Consider the following 18,921-nt stretch of genomic DNA (forward strand, 5'->3'; position numbering starts at 1 on the left):
CCTGGAATGGTGGCCATGTCATCGTCATAAAGCCAGTCGTTGCCAGTGGCGACGGTGCCAAATCAGCGCAAAGCCCAGCGAGTTCAGGCAGCGATAGCCGAGTTGAACCCACCAGATGCCCAGCAAGCCGTAACCCAATCCCACGCCGACCCACCAGGCGAGAGGGAGAAAAACCAGCCACTGCATCGTCAGTGTCATCACCATCACCGTGCGGTTGGCACCTGCGCCAAGCAGCGCCTGCCCAAGCACCAGTGCACAGGCATCCAATACGATCATCAGTGCCGTCAACTGCAGCGGCAGATGACCTAATGCCACCAGGGCGGGGTCGCGCAGGAAGATACCTAGCACTGCATCGGGGAATAGCAGCATCGGCAGTGCGAGTACCGCCAGGCACATCCAGGCGATGCGCACCACATCCCAGCCCCAGCGGTGGGCGTCCTGATTCGATTGTTGCCCCATCGCCTGACCGACCAGGCTCATTGCTGCTACCCCGAGGCCGACACCGGGAAGGATCAGCAACAATGAGAGATTCACCAGCACATGACCGACCGCCACACTGGCCGTGTTCAGCTGACCAAGGATCCAGAACAGTACCGTATAGCCGCCTGCGAACCAGATTTGCTGAAAGGAATGCGGGGCCGCCAGACGCAGAGTGGTAAGCATGGTGCCAGCAGGATGGCCGAAAATCGGCGCGGCATGGCGATGCGTGTAGCTAGCCCATAGGATTAGTCCGAGCAGCAAGGAGAGGCTGGTACCTGCACCTGCCCCAGCAGCACCCAGCGCAGGCAGACCCGCGTAGCCAAAAATCAGCCCGACGCTTGTGAGTATGTTGACCCCGTGCATGATCAAGATGATGCGAAGGTAAATGCCGGTCTGCTGAACGCCGTTCCAGTAACCTCGAAAGCAGAAGATCATGGCAACCGCCACCAGAGAGACCACGCGCCAGCGAAAGTACTCGACTGCCTGGCTGTGGACGCCCGGATCCGAGTTGATCAAGCCAAGCAGTGCCGGGGCTTGCCACATGCACAGCACCGTCAGTGGCAGCGCCAGCGCCAGGGCAATCGCCAGACCGGCATGCAGGGCATCGGTACGGTTGTACCAGTCCCGCTCACCATGACGCCGAGCGGTCTGTGCCTGCACACCAGATGACAAGCCGAACACCAGAGCAGTGACCATGAACATGGCATAACCGCCAATGCCGACACCGGCAAGCGCCGTTTCACCGAGCGAACCGACAAGGGCAGCATCGATGAGATTGAGCAGGCTTTGCGACAGCATGCCAGCAATGATCGGCAGCGCTAACTTGAGGATGATATTGCGTCGCGAGGGCTCGGGCAGCATGCCGTCTTCCGATCAAGTGAGAAAGCCCACCGCCAGGGTGGGCTAAAGGGTACATCGAAGGAGAGTGAGTGGCGGCCGATAAAGATCAGTTCATGCGCTTTCAGCTTGGATCGTAGGAGAGCACCGGTGACAACCAGCGCTCCATTTCGGCAAGCGGCATATCCTTGCGTTCGGCCAGCGACTCGACCTGATCACGGGTGATCTTGCCGGTCGAAAAGTACTTTGATTGCGGGTGGGCGAAATACCAGCCAGAGACCGCTGCTGCTGGCCACATGGCGAAATTCTCGGTGAGCATGAGGCCGCTATTCTGCTCGGCATCAAGCAACCGGAACAGCGTGGTCTTCTCGGTATGGTCTGGGCAAGCCGGGTAGCCTGGTGCCGGCCGAATGCCCTGGTACTTCTCGGCAATCAATGCCTCGTTGTCGAGTGACTCCTGAGGGACATAGCCCCAGAATTCCTTGCGGACCCGCTCATGCATGCGCTCGGCGAAGGCTTCGGCAAGGCGGTCGGTGAGGGCTTGCACCATGATCGCATTGTAATCGTCACCGGCGGCTTCATAACGCTTGCTCAGCTCATCAACGCCGTGTCCGGTGGTGACAGCGAAACCGCCGATCCAGTCCGGTATGCCGCTTTCTTCCCCATCGGCGTTATAGCGAGGGGCGATGAAGTCGGCGAGGCTATAACAAATACCATCACGATTCTTGGTGGTCTGCTGGCGGATGTGATGCAGGCGTTCGATGACTTCGCTGCGCGATTCGTCGGCATAGACCTCGATCGTATCGTCGTCGACGCTGTTCGCCGGCCAGATGCCAATCACGCCGCGAGCGGTGATATGGCCTTCGTCGAGCAACTTGGCAAGCATCGCCTTCGCATCCTCAAAAAGGTTGCGGGCCGCCTCGCCGACAACTTTGTCGTCGAGAATCTTCGGGTACTTGCCGGCTAGCTGCCAGCTCATGAAGAAGGGGGTCCAGTCGATACGCTCGATCAGTTCCTCGAGGTTGTAGTCATCGAAGACCTTGAGCCCGGTGAATCTCGGCGCTACCGGCGGGGTGGCCGCCCAGTCGGTCTTGAAGCGACGCTCGCGGGCCTGGGCGTAATTCAGGTCGGCTGCCTTGGGACGACGCTTAGCGTTGCGCTCACGCACCACTTCGTATTCGGCGCGCAGGTCGGCGGTGTAGGCCGGTTTGAGCTCGGGCGATAGCAGGCGAGAAGCCACACCAACCGCCCGGGAGGCGTCGGTGACATAGACCACGGGCTGGTCGTATTGTGGCTCGATCTTGACCGCCGTATGCGCCTTGGACGTCGTGGCGCCACCGATCAACAGGGGCAGGTTGAACCCTTGGCGCTGCATTTCCTTGGCCACATGGACCATTTCGTCAAGCGATGGCGTGATCAGGCCCGACAGGCCGATGAGGTCGGCATTCTCGTCGCGGGCGGTCTGCAGAATCTTCTCGGCCGGTACCATCACGCCGAGGTCGATAACCTCGTAGTTATTGCACTGCAGCACCACGCCGACGATGTTCTTGCCTATGTCATGGACGTCGCCCTTGACGGTGGCCATGACGATCTTGCCCTTGGCCTGGGTCTCGCCACTTTTTTCAGCTTCGATATAGGGAATCAGGTAGGCGACCGCTTGTTTCATGACCCGCGCGGATTTCACCACCTGGGGCAGGAACATCTTGCCGTCGCCGAACAGGTCGCCCACCACATTCATGCCGTCCATCAGCGGGCCTTCGATGACCTCAATCGGGCGGGTCGCACGCTGTCGAGCAAGCTCGGTGTCATCCTCGATATAGGCGGTGATGCCCTTGACCAGCGCATGCTCGATACGCTTCTCGACTTCCCAGGAGCGCCACTCAAGGTCTTCCTTCTTGGCGGCACCACTGCCATCACCCTTGAACTTGTCGGCGATGTCGAGCAGTCGCTCGGTGGCATCGTCGCGACGGTTGTTGACCACATCCTCGACCGCCCCGCGAAGCTCTTCGGGCAGGTCATCGTAGACCGCCAGCTGGCCAGCGTTAACGATGCCCATGCTCAGGCCGGCACGAATGGCGTGGTAGAGGAATACCGAGTGAATGGCTTCGCGCACCGGGTTGTTGCCGCGAAACGAGAAGGAGACGTTGGAGACACCACCGGAGACCATGGCGTGAGGCAGATGCTCACGGATCCACTGGGTGGCCTGGATGAAGTCCACGCCGTAGTTGTTGTGCTCTTCGATGCCGGTCGCGATAGCGAAGATGTTGGGGTCGAAGATGATGTCTTCCGCTGGGAAACCTATCTCATCGACAAGCAAGCGATAGGCGCGCTCGCAGATCTCGGTCTTGCGGGCGAAGGTGTCGGCCTGGCCTTGCTCGTCGAAGGCCATGACCACAATGGCCGCACCATAACGGCTACACTTGGTTGCCTGCTCACGGAAGGCCTCTTCACCTTCCTTCATGGAGATGGAGTTGACGACCGCCTTGCCCTGAACGCACTTGAGCCCGGCTTCGATGATCTCCCACTTGGAGGAGTCGATCATGATCGGCACACGCGAGATGTCGGGCTCTCCAGCGATCAGGTTGAGGAAGCGCACCATGGCTTCCTCGGACTCGAGCATGCCCTCGTCCATGTTGACGTCGATGATCTGGGCGCCGTTCTCGACCTGCTCCAGCGCGACCTCCAGAGCAGTGGTGTAGTCCTCTTCCTTGATCAGGCGCTTGAAGCGCGCCGAGCCGGTGACGTTGGTGCGCTCGCCCACGTTGACGAACAGCGACTCGGCGCTGATGTTGAACGGCTCGAGACCGGAGAGCCGGCAGGCGATGGGCCGCTCCGGGGGCCGGCGAGGCGCCATGCCTTCGACCGCATCGGCAATGGCCCTGATGTGTTCCGGGGTGCTGCCACAGCAACCGCCAATGATATTGACCAGGCCGCTTTCAGCGAACTCGGCAACGATTGACGCCATCTCCTCAGGGGTCTGGTCATACTCACCAAACTCATTGGGCAAGCCGGCATTGGGGTGTGCGGAGACGAAGGTATCGGCCTTGTTGGAAAGCTCTTCAAGATAAGGGCGCAGTTCCTCGGCCCCTAGCGCGCAATTCAGTCCCACGGAGAAAGGGTTGGCGTGGCGAATCGAGTTCCAGAAGGCTTCGGTGGTCTGGCCGGATAGCGTACGACCTGAGGCATCGGTGATGGTGCCGGAGATCATCACCGGCAGGCGTGTGCCCAGATCCTCGAACAGTTCTTCAAGTGCATAGATCGCCGCCTTGGCGTTCAGCGTATCGAAGATGGTCTCGATCAGAATCAGATCCGAGCCGCCCTCGATCAGGGCTGCGGCGGCCTCATAGTAGTTTTCACGCAGCTCATCGAAGGTGACATTGCGCTTGGCCGGGTCGTTGACGTCCGGCGACAATGAGGCGGTACGCGAGGTCGGGCCGAGCACGCCTGCGACATAGCGTGGAATCCCGGTTTCCGTCCCCACGGCATCGCAGATCTCGCGGGCCAGACGCGCCGACTCGCGGTTGAGTTCGGGGACCAGTTCCTCCATGCCATAGTCGGCTTGCGACAGGCGCGTACTATTGAAAGTATTGGACTCGATGATTTCAGCACCGGCTTCCAAATAGTCGCGGTGAATGCGCGTCACCAGATCCGGGCAGGTCAGTGCCAGAAGGTCGTTGTTACCCTTCAGGTCCGATGGCCAGTCGGCGAACCTGTCGCCACGAAAGTCGGTTTCGTCGAGGCTGGCATTCTGCAGCATGGTGCCCATGCCGCCATCCAGGATCAGAATGCGGGAGGCAAGGCGTTCGGCGAGGGTAGCTGTAACGGGGGTCGGGGTAGCGGCCATGATTCGGGGCGGTCTCCAGCGTGAGTCGCGTCTTATACTGTGTCGAGCAGGTCAGGATATCGAGGGCTCGGTTTTGCGCGTTAGCTTACCAGAAAGGCGGCAGAGACGGGCAGCGCCAAGTGGAGTCGATGTTGGATGCCTGAGTATTTCACTCGGGATTGTTTCGGCACTCACTTTTCCTTAACATGAAAGGCAAATTCGACCTTTCGAATCAGGAATAGCGTCCCATGAGTCAGAGCATCCAGATTACAGACAGTGCCCAGGGCTATCTCGCCGAACTGCTTGAAAAGCAGAATGTCGAAGGCATCGCCGTGCGTATCTTCATCACCCAGCCGGGTACGCCCTATGCAGAGACCTGCCTGGCATATTCCCGCCCGGGCGAGGAAGAGCCGACCGACGAGAAACTTGACCTCGACAAGATCACGGTCTTCCTCGATAAGAACAGTGTACCGTTTCTCGACGAAGCCGTTGTCGATTTCAATGCCGACCGCATGGGTGGGCAACTGACCATCAAGGCGCCCAACGCCAAGATGCCCAAGGTCAATGCCGACAGCCCTCTCGAAGACCGTGTCAATTACGTGCTTTACAGTGAGATCAATCCCGGGCTTGCTGCCCATGGCGGTGAAGTCAAGCTGACGCAGCTTACTGAAGACAGTGTCGCCGTGCTGGCATTTGGTGGTGGTTGCCAGGGCTGTGCTGCCGTCGACCTGACGCTCAAGGACGGCGTTGAAAAGACCCTTCTCGAGCGGATCCCTGAGCTCTCCGGCATCCGTGATGTTACCGATCACAGCGATACCAGTCAGGCTTACTACCGCTAAGCATGCGGCGCGGAGTTCAGTGCCCCCTCGGGGTTGCCCAGGACTCGCTACCGCATTGACACAAGACGGGCGCCCATTGGCGCCCGTCTTGTGTTTCAGTAAATAAAGGGCGGTAGAGGCGTATTAGCCAGCCGCGCTTGTGTTTCGAGCAGCCGTTTCTTTAGCGTCTCGATTTCCCCATCCTTTTCTTCCAGTCGATGCTCAAGGCGTTCCTGCTCGCGCCTTCTCTCCCGATCCTGTTCTTTGCGTTGCTCTAGCTCCCAGCTTGCCTCGCGTTCCCGTTGCCGGTAATCAGCCAACTGCGTACGTTGCTCCTGCAGCTGCTTGTCGAGGCTTTCATTGCGGGCCTCAAGTTGCGCCTGTCGGGTGCCATGCTGCTTGTCGGCGTTCTGACGCTCCTGCCTGACATCGTCCAGCAGGCTCATTAGACGGGCTTCGGCAGCTTCGTTGCGCTGTTCTTCTTGCTGCAGACGCGTTTGATAGTCGGCATCACGTGCCACCAGCTCTTCCTGATGCTGGGTGCTCAGCGCCTCGTTGCGCTCTTGAAGTCGTGTGAGCTCCTTGCTGAGCTGCTGAACCCGCTGCAAGGCTTTTGCCTCGCGATCCGCGAGGGCATCGCGCTCGGCTTGGCAACTGGCAAGGGTGGCACTCTGTTCCTCCAGTCGTGACTGGGCCTTGGCTAGATGATCGGCGATTGCTGATTCACGTTGGCCGGCATCTTCTGCTCGGCGCTCACTTTCCCGACTGGCCTCCAGGGCGGTGGTGACGCGCTGTTCAGCCTCCTGACGATAGAGCGCCAAGCTCTCGGTAGCGGCTTCCTGCGCCTGTCGCCACAACTCAAGCGTCAGCGTCTGCAAGGCTTCGGGTAGCTCCTGAGGCGGGGGCTGGTCTCGGTTTTCGTCACGCTCTATTCGCCACAGGCGTAAATGCTCGCTGATGGTCGTAAAGCTGCCGGTGCCCAACACTTCGCGAATGCGTTGCACACTCGGCGTGTCTCCACGGCTCATCAGGGTATGAATCGCCCGCTGCACATCCTCGTACTGCACACCGCTTCGCGCCATGACGCCTCTCTCCTCCGTTGTATCGACTCACCGCCTGAGTGGCCTGGTGTCCATTGCCTTCTGTCGGCATTCAGATGCCTAGGTTTCTGGATATTTAGCCATATTAGCGCCAATCGGGGCATCAATAAAGGAAATTACATATTACGTTTTACGTAATTTTATTTATCCTATGGCGTATAAATTCATGATTACGCGGCTTATCTTGATTTATAGCACCTGTAGCAGCGACAATGACTCAACAGGCGGCAAGGTGAATGCCTGATGAGAAGGCGTCACCGCTAAGTTGGCAGTAAGTTGACCGAAAAGTAGTAAAAAGCGGATAAAACAAAGGGAAATGGCCGTAAATAGAGAAATATCCTAAAGGCCAGCACGAGGAGCGTTAGGTGACAGAGGAACATTGGCCGCCACAGGCACAGCAGCCGCCAGTCACGTATGAGAGCAGGGCAGCGACACTTGCCGATAGCGTACGGATTTCTGCTACCAGTGATGTGGAAGCCGTCTCTGCCTGGTTAGAGGAATATCAGGATAGTGCTCAGACCTTCCGCGCCTATCGCAAGGAAGCGGAGCGACTGTTGCTATGGCTCGACAGCCAGGGACTGACACTGGCAACGCTTCGACGGGACGGGCTGGATGCATTTGAAGCGTTTCTGTCTGATCCACGGCCTGCCACGCGCTGGATAGGACCACCCAGGCCACGCCAAGCTGACGACTGGCGTCCCTTCCGGCGCCCGCTCTCGGCGTCGAGCCGTCGCCAGAGCCTGGTGATCCTGCAGGGCTTATATAGCTGGCTGGTTGAGGCGGGGTGGGTGGACCATAATCCCTTTCGCTTGATGCGCGGCAAGCGTCGTCGCCTCGACAACCGCCAAGAATCTATTGAACGTTACTTGGAACGGCCACTGTGGGACTGGTTCTGGGCATGGCTCAACCGGCCACCACTTTCCACGGCAACTGCTCGCCAGCAGTTTGACTGGCAGCGCCGACGTTTGATCTTTGGTTTCGCCTACCTGCTGGCTCCGCGCATCAGCGAGATGGCTGCTGCCCGTATGGGAGATTTTTACCTTCGTGAAGGTCGATGGTGGTGGAGGGTTATCGGCAAGGGCGACAAGCTGGCGACGATCCCGGTGCCACCGGACATGATGTCGATGCTGGGTGACTGGCGCGAGCATCTCGGCTTAGCCAGGCACCCTGAGCCCGATGATGAATCGCCCCTGTTGAGGGGGCTTAATGGGCAACGCAGCCTAGGTGACAATCAGCTCTACCGGCTGATCAAGAAGGCATTCGATGCTGCAGCATTTGAGCTTGAGACAGCGGGTGCCTGCAAGCCGGGCCAGGCAGGCCAGGCAGGCCAGGCAGGAGAGGAGGGCAACACGGGGGGAGATGATGACACGGGAAATGGCAATGCTGCCCTGGCACGCACCCTGCGCGCCGCCACGCCCCACTGGCTTCGCCATACCGCCATCACCCATCAGGCCCAGGGGGGTGTCGAGCTACGCTACCTAGCCCGCAGCGCCCGTCACTCTCGGCTGGATACGACTGCCCGCTATCTGCACGCTGAAGCTGAGGAGTGGCAAAAGCAGATGAGCGGTCATGGCCTCAAATGAGCAGGCCACGGGCTTAGTACCCAGTGCGATAGCTGGCGTTGCAGGGGACGACGCCCAGGGGCACGAGTCGGTATAATGGTGGTCAGAATAAGCGGGGATGCTTCGCCCGCTAACACTCATGTTTTGGAGGGACCATGTCCGACACCGCCCAGCAAAATCAGGCCGAACTGATCGAAGAGTTCGAGATGTTCGACAACTGGATGGATCGTTATCAGTACATCATCGACATGGGCAAGCAGCTGCCGGCATTTCCCGAGGAATGGAAAACTGAGGAGCTGAAAATTCAGGGCTGCCAGTCCAATGTCTGGATGCACGCCACACGCGATGGCGATCGACTGCATTTCGACGCAACCTCTGATGCCGCTATCGTTTCCGGCCTGATTGCCGTATTGATGCGCATCTTCAATGACCGTCCGCCTGCCGAAATTGCAGCCACGCCACCGAGCTTTCTCGAGGATCTGGGGCTGGACAAGCATCTTTCACCGACCCGCAGCAATGGGTTGCACTCTATGCTCGAGCGCATCTATCAGGTGGCGCAGTCGGAAGCCTGAGGCTATGAGTAACGGCTCGGTAGCCTGGGCGGATACCGGTTGCCGACCATAACGTGTTTCATCAATGACCGGCTTTCCCAAGGTAGCCTGGGCGGATAACAGCAGGGTAGGCGGGACGCTGCGTATGGCGTCCCATACGTGGCTGCCCCAAGCGGCAAGCGCGTGTAATGGCAAAGCCGTAACGGATACGCTTGGAGTGAAGCGTCAGGGTTGCGATCGCTGTTGCTGATCATTCGGGCGGCAGCAAAAATTCTCGTCGAGACTGTCGTCCTCGCGGCATAGCGCCTCGCTGGGCCCGCCGGGTACGGGGTCGATGCCGCCCGGGTTCCAGGGATGGCACTTAACCAGTCGCTTGAGTGCCAGCCAGCCACCGCGAGCTGGACCATGCTCGCGCAAGGCTTCAAGCGAATAGCTTGAACAGCTGGGCCAAAATCGGCAGCGCGGGCCCAGCAGAGGGCTGATGCCGTACTGGTAGCCTTTTATGAAGGCGATCAGAGGCAAGCTCGTCAGCCGACCAATCCTTGTGGTCGTTCTTGGCCGGCAATTCTCGCGTGCACGATGATGGGCCATACGGTTCAGGACGGGGCGTAAAGCTGGTCAGGGTCAATCAGCGCGTCACTATCGACCTGTGCGCCGTCAGCGTCGAGGGCAACATAGAAGCAGCTGCGCCGCCCGGTATGGCAGGCCGGGCCGGTCTGATCGACTGACAGCAGCAGGGTATCGCCATCACAATCCAGATGCGCGGCCTTGAGTATCTGCATTTGGCCGGATGATTCTCCCTTGCGCCAAAGCTTGCCGCGGGAGCGGGACCAATAACAGACCCATCCAGTGGCAAGGGTCTCTTCCAGCGATTCACGGTTCATCCAGGCCATCATCAGCACGTCACCGCTGTCGTGCTGCTGTGCAATGGCCGGAATCAGCCCAGCGTCGTTCCAGCCGACATGGTCCATGATATTGGCCAGTGACTCACGTGTGCCGGTAGAGACGCGCTCGAGGCGTTTGAAAACTTCGCTCATGAGGACTCGACTGATGAAGGTTGGGCGTTAAGAGTGGGATCGCGTTGAGCGGCCAGACAGTCGTGACAGCTACCGAGCAACTCGATGGTTTGTCGTTCGACGCGGAATCCTTGGTCACGGGCCCGCTTGGCCAGCTGGTCATTGACGTCATCAAGATGCAGTTCTTCGACGCGACCGCAGTGCCGGCAGATCAGCAGCTGAAACCCATGGGCATGTTCGGGGCAGGGACAAGCGACATAGGCATTCAAGGATTCAATACGATGAATCAGTCCCTGTTCGATCAAGAATTCCAGCGCCCGATACACCGTGGGCGGTCGCGCCGCTGCGTGCTCTTGGGTCAGGCGATCTAGAAGCTCGTAGGCCTTTAGGCCACCACTGGTGGTGGCGATCATTTCAAGCACGCGACGGCGTATTGGCGTAAAGCGGGCACCCTGCGACTCGCAGTGGCGTTCGGCTTGTTGGATCACTGAGTGCGTATCGGGCATGGAGCGCCTGGCAGTCTGACGAAAGCACCTATTCTACGCGCCCCATCAGCCGCCAGCCAGTGTGCACCATACTTGGTCAACGTCAGGCCGGTGTTGCATCGGCTGAAGAGACAAGTTCGGCCCGACGCGCAAAGTGTGCCCGGGCGAAAGACACGCGAGTGGCGGCATCCACGCCATCGGGCTGTTGCTCGATCAGATCCAGGCGCGAACGCAGGCCTTCACCATTGGCCATCTGGATAGCAAGCCCGGGGCGCGCATTCAATTCGAGCAGCATCGGACCATGCTCACGATCAAGCACCATATCGGTCCCCAGGTAGCCAAGGCCCGTCATCTCATAGCAGCTCGCCGCCAGCTCCAGCAGTGTTTCCCAGCCGGGGATGCGTAGACTCGCCAGCTCATGGCCAGTATCCGGGTGGTCGTGTCGGGCTCGGTCAAATTGCACACCTCGCAATGCCGTGCCTGTTGCGATGTCGAGCCCGACCCCGACAGCGCCCTGATGGAGGTTGGCCTTACCGTCGGAAGCGGCGGTAGATAGTCGCATCATCGCCATGACCGGATAGCCCTGAAACACGATGACGCGAATGTCTGGCACACCCTCATAGGTGTACTCCGTCAGTGTCTCGTCGAAATTGATGAGAGCCTCGATCACGGCCACATCCGGGGACCCACCCAGGGAGTAAAGCCCGGAAAGAATGTTGGAGACATGGCGCTCGATGTCCTCACGGCCCAAGTGCGCACCACTGGGCTTGATATAGGCACTGCCATCGATGTGCTCGATCACGAGAATACCCTTGCCACCTGATCCTTTGGCCGGTTTGATGACAAAGCCTGGATGCCCCTCTAACAGATTGGTGACTCTCTTGACCTCGAACTGGGTGCTCACGGTCCCGATCAGCGCCGGTGTGGTGATCCCATGCTTTCGAGCCAGTAGCTTGGTCTGAAGCTTGTCATCGACCAGTGGGTAGAGCCTGCGGCTGTTATAGCGTCCAATGTAGCGAATGTTGCGCCGATTCATGCCGATGATGCCTTTGGCACGCAACCTTCCAGGTGTCGTCCACATTTCCTCAGTCCTCCGTTACCGGCTTGAAGCGCCTTAGTTCCAGCAGGCGGTAACCGGTGTAGTTACCAAGCAGCAAGATTAGTGCCATCAAGATCAACTGCACGCCAAGGAAATTGAAGGTGATATGACGCACCCATGGATTGTTCATCGCCAAGTAGGCCAATACCGCGGTTAAAAGGCTACCACCGCCCTGAATCAGCACCTCCTTGGGGCCTTCCTCTTCCCATAGGATCGACATGCGCTCGATGGTCCAGGCCAGGATGATCATCGGGAAGAAGGTGATCGTCAGGCCCGCATTGAGACCGAAACGGTAGGACAGCACCGAGAAGACCGAAATAATGGCGATGACCGTGATGATCACCGCCGACACTCGTGCCACCAACAACAAGTTGAGATAGGAAAGGTAACTTCGAATCACCAGTCCGACCGTCACCACCAGAAGGAAGCCGATGAGGCCGGTAAGCAGCGTCGTCTGGATGAGGGCCAGGGCAATCAATACCGGCATGAAGGTGCCCGAGGTCTTGATGCCCACCAGTACACGCAGCAATACCACCATGAGGGCACCGATCGGAATCAGCAGGATGGTCTGGAAAAGGGCCTGTTCCTCGAGCGGCAGACTATGTATCGAGAAGTTGATCAGGGTGTCGCCGGCAAGCTGATTGCGCACCGCAGTTGAGGCCGGCTGATTATGCTGGATCATCGAAAAGCTGACGCGGGAATTCGTGCCGCCCTGTACTTCGAGTACTGCGCCACCGCGATCTTCCCACAGCACCAGGTTATCGGGCCGCCCCTGTTCTCCTGTCACCGGATTGAAGAGTACGGCGCTGCCGTCATCGCTGAATACCTGCAGCCAGCTTTTCAGCGACTGGCGTCGGCGACCATCATCTAGCGCCAAGCCGCTGACCTCACGTGCTCGGATATCGGCTTCATTAAGCAAACGCACCAGTAGCGGAGTTCTTTCGAACTGGGTCAGCAGCAAGCGTGCATTTTCACCTTGCCGGTCACCGGTGAAGTCACGGATAAGTTCTCGAGCGAAAGTGACGGCATCAGCCGAGCGCTGCTGGGCACGCTCGATGACCTGACTGGCCGCCGTATCGAAGGGACGTTCCCATGCAACCTCACGCGGCAATTCCGGCGGTTTCACATCACGATCAGACGCTTGAGGCGCCACCAAGAGTTGCACCGAGTAATAGAGTTGCTGTGGCCCGGTCGCCTCGCGGATCGACCATTGGGCCTGGCGGCCCCCCTTGTCTTCGAGAAAGGCAAGACCATAGCCAGAAGACGCTGTGTTCTCTGTCAGCACCCGATACCCCTGCTGGGTCGAGGGGAGGGCTAGGTTCACCATCACGGGATCACCCAAGGCCGTGAAGTTGACCTGCGCTTCAACCTCCCAGACCTGGCGTTGCTCACCCGGCGTCCAGGGCACTTCGAAGGCGACGTGGCGATGGATACTGAGGGCAATGCCAGCGATCAACAGCATGCCGACAAGTAGATAAAATGGCAGACGTGACATGCGCAGTCCTCAAATAAGACGTCACCTGCCGGCATGACGGCAGATGACGGTGTTGATGGCAGGCGGATAGGTGAGGGGAAACCGCCTTAATCGGGTGTCTCGGCGTTGCTATCGCGTGCTTCGTCGGCAGATGCTTCGCTCGAAGGCGCCCCTTCCGAGAATTCCGGACGGGGGTGAAGGTATCGTTCGGCAACGTCGATCACGGCTATATCCATCATGAAACGCCGCCCCAGCAGCACCGGATAGCTGAGCTGGCGGCGATCACTCAGGGTGAACTCTACCTGTTCGCGAATCGGGCCCAAGGTCATCAGTAAGCTGATGACTGGACGCGAGGCCTCGCCATTGGACTGCATCACTCGTACTCGCCGCTCTATGGGCGCTTCAATCCATTTGTCGCGAATGGCATCAACGACGGCATCATCTTCCTCTAGAGCAAGCTTGAACTTCACCCAGTTTTCACCATCGCGCTCAAATGGTGTGATATCTCTTGCCGAAAGCGATGACGTATCTGCGCCTGAATCAACGCGTGACTGTAGATAAGTGCCGATACCTGGCAAGCCTACCCATTCGGCGCGGCCCAGTAGTGCCTTGTTACCGATGTCTGAATCAACAGCGCAGTCACGCACAACCGTTTTCGGGTCCCGCTTGGCGTTGTCGATATCGGACCTAAGGCCACGAAGAAGACTACCCACTTCCCGGACATCGGCATCCAGCCGGTCGAGACGCTGCTTTTGCTCGGCCCGATGCGCCTGCTGGCCACCGCACTGGCTTTCAACCGCTGCTTCCAGTTGCATAAAACGCGCATCCACCTGGTCTGAGGTGGCGAGCATAGAATGCGCTTCTTCCTGAGCCTGAGGCGACCAGGCACACCCCGCCAATAGCGAGAGTCCCACGCACACCACCAGGTATGAATAGCGATTGCTCATCTTTCTCCTGCACCTTTCACCGGTCATCGGTATCCGGCCCTAGCCACCGCCGGAATGTTTATCCTGATCTTTGCGCACTTTGTCAGGAGTTCAGCGATGGTAAGGAGTGATGACCTTACTGTCCATTTGGGCAAGGGCCATGCAGGCTCTAGAACACCCAGAGCCTGCACATTCATCACCACGTTCACGATGTTGTTACTGCATCGGCGCCCGCATCCTTGGCCGCATTATGGTCACGAGCCAGGAGTAGGTAGAACGCCGGCAACACGAACAGAGTGAGCAGGGTGCCGATGCCAAGACCAGAGGCAATGGTCAGACCGATATCGAAACGACTGACTGCACCGGCACCGGTGGCAATCAATAGCGGCACCATGGCGACAATCAGCGCCACTGACGTCATCAGGATCGGCCTAAGGCGAATCGCTGAGGCTTCGATGACCGCCTCACGCTTGTTGAGCCCCCGCTCATGCTGTAACTGATTGGCAAACTCGACGATCAAGATTCCATTTTTGGCCACTACCCCGATCAGTGTGATCAAGCCCACTTGAGTATAGATGTTCAGGCTTGAGACACCGAGTGTAATGAACGTCATGGCACCCGCGATCGACATTGGCACCGAAACCAGAATGATGAGTGGATCACGCCAACTTTCGAACTGCGCCGCCAGCACCAGGTAGATGACGACCAGTGACAAGAAGAAGGTCAGGACCAGGGCACTGCCCTGATTCATCAACTGTCGTGACTCGCCCTTGTAATCGACGGAGTAGGCCGGAGGCAGGCTATCCGCCGCTGCCTGATTGAGCCAGGTAAGTGCATCACCGAGGGTGACGCCGGGGCGTGGTACGCCTTCGAGCACCACGGAGTTCAGCTGCTGGAATTGGGTGCGGGCAGAGGGCTCTACGCTGTCTTCAAACGTCACCAGGTTGCCAAGCGGGACTTGCTGGCCTGAATCTGCTTCGACGTAGTAATTGTCGATCATCGAAGGATCAAGGCGGTATTCCTGCTCTACCTGAGGAATGACCTTGTAGCTGCGGCCATCCATGCTGAAGCGGTTGGTGAACCCCTCGCCAAGCAGCGTTGACAACGCCTGGCCAATATCGGCCATGGTGAGCCCGATATCGGCAACCCGTTCGCGATCGACCAGTATTTGAGTGGTCGGTCGATCAATATCAATCGACTTGCGCAGGAAGGCGAAGTTGCCGCTCCCCATGGCCTGGCCGAGCAGGTCGTCAGCGATGGCATTAAGCTCCTCATAGCTGTTGCCAGAGGTCAGCACAAACTGCACCGGCAAGCCTCCACTGGAGCCTGGGAGAGAAGGACGAGCGAAGGCAGCAGTCTGTAAGCCTGTGACCTGGGAAAGTGCGCCTTGCAGCTTCGGCATTACTTCCATCTGCGAGATATCCCGCTCGCTCCAAGGCGCCATCTTGAAGCCACCGAACACCGTATCGGCACTCATGCCACCGAGGATCATGAAGGACTCTTCGTAGCCATCGATGCCCTCAATACTCTCTTGGATATCACTGGCATAGCGCTCCAGATAATCAAGCGTCGCCGTTTGTGGTGCAGTGCCCTGAAAGAAGATGATGCCCTGATCTTCGGTGGGAGCCAGTTCATTCTGGCTGGTAATGAACATGAAGTAGATCGAGGCCAACACCACGGTGGCAAACACCACGGGCACCCAAACGGTCTCGAGCGTGCGTCTGAGAACTCCACGATAGCCGTTCGACAGCCCATTGAAGGTGCCTTCGACCCCTTTTTCAAAACGTGATGCTTTGCCGTGAGTTTTCAGCACCTTGCCAGAGAGCATGGGGGAGAGCGTGAGGGCAACGATGCCCGAGATGACGACGGCACCGGCCAGGGTGAAGGCAAACTCGGTAAACAATGAGCCGACCAGGCCGCCCATGAAGCCGATCGGCGCGTAGACCGCTACCAAGGTGGTAGTCATGGCGATAATGGGGACCGCCATTTCCCGCGCGCCATTGATGGCCGCGTCGAATCGGGACTCACCGGCTTCGATATGTCGGTGTACGTTCTCCACTACGATGATGGCGTCATCCACCACCAGGCCGATCGCCAATACCATCGACAATAGCGTCAGCAGGTTTAGCGAGAAGCCCAGCATGAGCATGACGAAGGCCGCACCGATGAGAGATAGCGGCACCGCAACGGCAGGGACCAGTGCCGCACGGAAAGACCCCATGAACAGGAAAATGACCACCAGCACGATAATCATCGCTTCAAGCAGTGTCTTTACGACCTCCTTGATCGAGTCATCGATAAACTCCGACGCGTCATAGGGCAGTACAACCTTGAGTCCCTCGGGCAGTTGGCGCTGGATTTCCGGCAAGGTGTCTCGGACCGCCTGAGCGACATCGAGAGGGTTGGCGCCGGGTGCCTGCTCGATGGCCATGAAGGTAGAAGGTGTCCCGCTATACCAGGCCGTACTGTTATAGCTTTCGGCACCCAGTTCGGTGCGCGCCACATCTCTGAGGCGCACCAGATCACCGCCATCGTTGCGCACGACAAGATCTTCGAACTGGTCAGGGTCGGTGATATCGGTATCGGTGGTCAGGTTAACGACCACGAACTCGCTACGCGTCTTGCCGACACCGGCCTGATAGTTATTGTTTTGAAGAACATCGATGACTTGGCTAGGACTGACATTCAGGGCTGCCATACGCTGAGGATCTAGCCAGATGCGCATAGCCATGCTCTGACCAAAGCTGCGTGCCTTGGCGACACCTGGCAGTGCCTGGAGCTTGGGCTGGACGACACGTGTCAGGTAGTCAGTAATGCGTGGCACGGCCATGCGATCAGAGTAAAACGCCAGATACATCAGCGCCGTACTATCACCCGTCGATGACTCGATGACGGGGCTTTCCGCCGCACTGGGAAGCACACTGCGCTGGCTGGCCACCTTGGCCTGGACCTCAGCCAAGGCAGCGTTGGCATCGTAATTCAGCTCCATATTGACTTCGATGGTCGAAGAGCCTTGGGAGCTTGTCGACTCGATGAAGTCGATGCCGTTTGCCTCAGCAATAGCCTGCTGCAACGGGGTCGTCACGAAGCCCTGCACAAGCTCGGAGCTGGCCCCGGGGTAGGAGGTCGACACCGTAATGACGGTGCTTTCAAGCTCAGGGTATTGGCGGATTTCCATATCCATGGCGGCCCTGAGACCCAGGAGCAGTATCAGCAGGCTGACAACAGTGGCAAGTACCGGGCGCCGGATGAAAATATCGGTGAATTTCATCAGCCTTTTGCCTCCTCGCCAGTATTATCCGTCGCTTGTGACTCGGAAGCGTCTTGATCGCTTACCTTGACCGGCTGACCATCACGCAAGCGCAGCAGGCCTGTGGCAACCACTTGGTCGCCCGCGGACAACCCCTCAATGATTTCGATCACATCACCGCGAGTACTGCCAGTCGTGACTTGCTGGCGAGATGCAATGGTCTGGCCTTGGTCGTTTTCGGTAATACGAAAGACAAAATCGCCATAGGTATTGAAGGACAGCGCGGTGCGGGGGAGGGTGAGGACCTCACGAGATGCCGCCGAGAGTGTACTGACCTCGGCAAACATGCCCGGACTCAGCGCGCCGTCGGTATTATCCAGCTGGGCACGAATGTTGAGGGTCCGGCTCGATTCATTGATCGAGGGCGCAATGGCAAGAATCTCACCTTCAAAGACACGCTCAGGATACGCGGCGACGGTCAGTTCTATGCTGCGCCCGGCAGCCACCTGGCCAACAGCACGCTCCGGCACGCTATAGTCAACCTGAATGGGGTCGAGCATGTTCAGGTCGACAATCGGCGTGCCGACGGCGATGTATTCGCCCAGGTCCACTTGGCGTAGGCCTACCACGCCACCAAAGGGGGCCCGAATAGTCTTCTTGTTGAGCTGAGCACGTTGCTGCTCGGCATCAGCGCGGGCCGCCTGGTAATTGGCCCGGGCTTCGTCGAACTGGGACTGAGAAACGGCATTTCGCGGCAAGAGGTTCGAGTAACGCGTGTAAGTCTCATTGGCGAGCTGCGCCTGTGCTTCCAGTGCAGAAAGGGCGGCGCGATCGACGCTATCTTCAAGCCGGATCAGCACATCGCCTTTGCTGACTCGCTGGCCAGATTCGAAAGCGACCTCACTGACGACGCCAGCGACTTCATTGGCCACCTCGACACCATTGATCGCGCGAATAGAGCCGACTGAGCTCAAGGCAGGGCGCCAGGACTGAGATTCGATCGTGACGGCTTCAACGGGCGATGGCGGCTGGGCTTGGGAGTTTTGCTCTTCCATTTCCTGCATCTTCAGGTACTTCCACCCAAAGATACTGCCCAGAGCCACCGTCAACACGATGATGACAATGACGAGACGTAGTGTGGTTTTCATAGCTTGTTCCCGAGAAGCGTCGACAAAGAACCATGCCCGCTAGGCCGTAAGGCTTCGAGGCGGCACAGGGAAGATGGTATAAGAGCTCAATGATGTAAGTATGACGAGCAAATGACCAGCCACCTATGGGAAAAAGTCGGGTCTAGTGCAGGAATCTTAATCGTCGCATATGCTTTATTTAACATAATATACATTATGCGAATTCCAGGGTGGCACACTCATAGTGACCGGAGCGCTCCCTCTTGTAGACGAAGCTGACCTATCGTGCATGCTGAGGATCAATGACTCAGAACCCGGCAAATAGAACCAAACTGACATTCTTGGTGTCAGGATTTGACGCACATCGTCTGCC

At 58.4% G+C, this 18,921-nt stretch carries 14 protein-coding genes; 3 read left to right on the plus strand and 11 right to left on the minus strand.

Going from position 1 to position 18,921, the window contains the following annotated elements; translation table 11 throughout:
* Positions 1 to 24 precede the first annotated feature (24 nt).
* Both HF027_RS03330 and metH read right to left on the minus strand, forming a co-directional pair.
* Positions 25 to 1,341, minus strand: a complete 1,317-nt coding sequence (locus HF027_RS03330; protein WP_168012888.1) for an MATE family efflux transporter — start codon at positions 1,339 to 1,341, stop codon at positions 25 to 27.
* Between the two features lie 100 nt (positions 1,342 to 1,441).
* The gene (gene metH, locus HF027_RS03335; RefSeq protein WP_168012890.1) at positions 1,442 to 5,161 is read right to left on the minus strand and encodes a methionine synthase; all 3,720 of its coding nucleotides are present in this window, start codon (positions 5,159 to 5,161) and stop codon (positions 1,442 to 1,444) included.
* A 227-nt stretch (positions 5,162 to 5,388) separates the two neighbouring features.
* On the opposite strand from metH, the gene nfuA reads away from it, so the two are divergent.
* Positions 5,389 to 5,979 (plus strand): Fe-S biogenesis protein NfuA, encoded by a 591-nt coding sequence (gene nfuA / locus HF027_RS03340; RefSeq protein ID WP_168012892.1) that lies wholly within the window; start codon positions 5,389 to 5,391, stop codon positions 5,977 to 5,979.
* A 95-nt stretch (positions 5,980 to 6,074) separates the two neighbouring features.
* Here the strand turns inward: nfuA and HF027_RS03345 are convergent, their stop codons facing one another.
* A complete protein-coding gene (locus HF027_RS03345) occupies positions 6,075 to 7,040 on the minus strand; it encodes a DNA-binding protein (protein ID WP_168012894.1) in 966 nt (321 codons plus the stop codon).
* A gap of 383 nt (positions 7,041 to 7,423) precedes the next feature.
* Between HF027_RS03345 and HF027_RS03350 the strand changes: the two genes are divergently transcribed.
* On the plus strand, positions 7,424 to 8,641 hold the full coding sequence (locus tag HF027_RS03350) for a tyrosine-type recombinase/integrase (protein ID WP_425338660.1): 1,218 nt from the start codon (positions 7,424 to 7,426) through the stop codon (positions 8,639 to 8,641).
* A gap of 134 nt (positions 8,642 to 8,775) precedes the next feature.
* Positions 8,776 to 9,192, plus strand: coding sequence for a SufE family protein (locus HF027_RS03355; RefSeq protein ID WP_168012896.1), 417 nt, complete (start codon positions 8,776 to 8,778; stop codon positions 9,190 to 9,192).
* 204 nt (positions 9,193 to 9,396) lie between these two features.
* Here the strand turns inward: HF027_RS03355 and yidD are convergent, their stop codons facing one another.
* The 8 genes from yidD to HF027_RS03395 all read right to left on the minus strand — a co-directional run bounded on the left by yidD (position 9,397) and on the right by HF027_RS03395 (position 18,569).
* Positions 9,397 to 9,762, minus strand: coding sequence for a membrane protein insertion efficiency factor YidD (gene yidD, locus HF027_RS03360; protein WP_168012898.1), 366 nt, complete (start codon positions 9,760 to 9,762; stop codon positions 9,397 to 9,399).
* 5 nt (positions 9,763 to 9,767) lie between these two features.
* Entirely contained in the window at positions 9,768 to 10,208 is a 441-nt protein-coding gene (gene hisI, locus HF027_RS03365; protein WP_168012900.1) for a phosphoribosyl-AMP cyclohydrolase, read from the minus strand.
* Positions 10,205 to 10,693 carry a Fur family transcriptional regulator gene (locus HF027_RS03370; protein WP_168012902.1) on the minus strand — a complete coding sequence of 163 codons (489 nt, stop codon included), beginning with the start codon at positions 10,691 to 10,693 and terminating at the stop codon, positions 10,205 to 10,207. The genes hisI and HF027_RS03370 overlap by 4 nt, the downstream gene beginning before the upstream one ends.
* Positions 10,694 to 10,775: 82 nt before the next feature.
* Complete coding sequence (locus tag HF027_RS03375; protein WP_168012904.1) at positions 10,776 to 11,753, minus strand: alpha-L-glutamate ligase-like protein; 978 nt, start codon at positions 11,751 to 11,753, stop codon at positions 10,776 to 10,778.
* A 4-nt stretch (positions 11,754 to 11,757) separates the two neighbouring features.
* On the minus strand, positions 11,758 to 13,266 hold the full coding sequence (locus HF027_RS03380; RefSeq protein WP_168012906.1) for an inactive transglutaminase family protein: 1,509 nt from the start codon (positions 13,264 to 13,266) through the stop codon (positions 11,758 to 11,760).
* 86 nt (positions 13,267 to 13,352) lie between these two features.
* On the minus strand, positions 13,353 to 14,192 hold the full coding sequence (locus tag HF027_RS03385; RefSeq protein WP_168012908.1) for an ATP-dependent zinc protease family protein: 840 nt from the start codon (positions 14,190 to 14,192) through the stop codon (positions 13,353 to 13,355).
* A 184-nt stretch (positions 14,193 to 14,376) separates the two neighbouring features.
* Positions 14,377 to 17,442, minus strand: a complete 3,066-nt coding sequence (locus HF027_RS03390; RefSeq protein ID WP_168012910.1) for an efflux RND transporter permease subunit — start codon at positions 17,440 to 17,442, stop codon at positions 14,377 to 14,379.
* Positions 17,442 to 18,569 (minus strand): efflux RND transporter periplasmic adaptor subunit, encoded by a 1,128-nt coding sequence (locus HF027_RS03395; RefSeq protein ID WP_168012912.1) that lies wholly within the window; start codon positions 18,567 to 18,569, stop codon positions 17,442 to 17,444. The genes HF027_RS03390 and HF027_RS03395 overlap by 1 nt, the downstream gene beginning before the upstream one ends.
* Positions 18,570 to 18,921: the final 352 nt, after the last annotated feature.

Origin of the sequence: Halomonas salinarum, from assembly GCF_012062845.1 — a bacterium.
Taxonomy (GTDB): domain Bacteria; phylum Pseudomonadota; class Gammaproteobacteria; order Pseudomonadales; family Halomonadaceae; genus Onishia; species Onishia salinarum.

Coding starts and splice junctions, on each gene's coding strand:
- HF027_RS03330 (WP_168012888.1), bottom strand. CDS start 1,341: ATGCTGCCCGAGCCCTCGCGACGCAATATCATCCTCAAGTTAGCGCTG.
- metH (WP_168012890.1), bottom strand. CDS start 5,161: ATGGCCGCTACCCCGACCCCCGTTACAGCTACCCTCGCCGAACGCCTT.
- nfuA (WP_168012892.1), top strand. CDS start 5,389: ATGAGTCAGAGCATCCAGATTACAGACAGTGCCCAGGGCTATCTCGCC.
- HF027_RS03345 (WP_168012894.1), bottom strand. CDS start 7,040: ATGGCGCGAAGCGGTGTGCAGTACGAGGATGTGCAGCGGGCGATTCAT.
- HF027_RS03355 (WP_168012896.1), top strand. CDS start 8,776: ATGTCCGACACCGCCCAGCAAAATCAGGCCGAACTGATCGAAGAGTTC.
- yidD (WP_168012898.1), bottom strand. CDS start 9,762: ATGGCCCATCATCGTGCACGCGAGAATTGCCGGCCAAGAACGACCACA.
- hisI (WP_168012900.1), bottom strand. CDS start 10,208: ATGAGCGAAGTTTTCAAACGCCTCGAGCGCGTCTCTACCGGCACACGT.
- HF027_RS03370 (WP_168012902.1), bottom strand. CDS start 10,693: ATGCCCGATACGCACTCAGTGATCCAACAAGCCGAACGCCACTGCGAG.
- HF027_RS03375 (WP_168012904.1), bottom strand. CDS start 11,753: ATGTGGACGACACCTGGAAGGTTGCGTGCCAAAGGCATCATCGGCATG.
- HF027_RS03380 (WP_168012906.1), bottom strand. CDS start 13,266: ATGTCACGTCTGCCATTTTATCTACTTGTCGGCATGCTGTTGATCGCT.
- HF027_RS03385 (WP_168012908.1), bottom strand. CDS start 14,192: ATGAGCAATCGCTATTCATACCTGGTGGTGTGCGTGGGACTCTCGCTA.
- HF027_RS03390 (WP_168012910.1), bottom strand. CDS start 17,442: ATGAAATTCACCGATATTTTCATCCGGCGCCCGGTACTTGCCACTGTT.
- HF027_RS03395 (WP_168012912.1), bottom strand. CDS start 18,569: ATGAAAACCACACTACGTCTCGTCATTGTCATCATCGTGTTGACGGTG.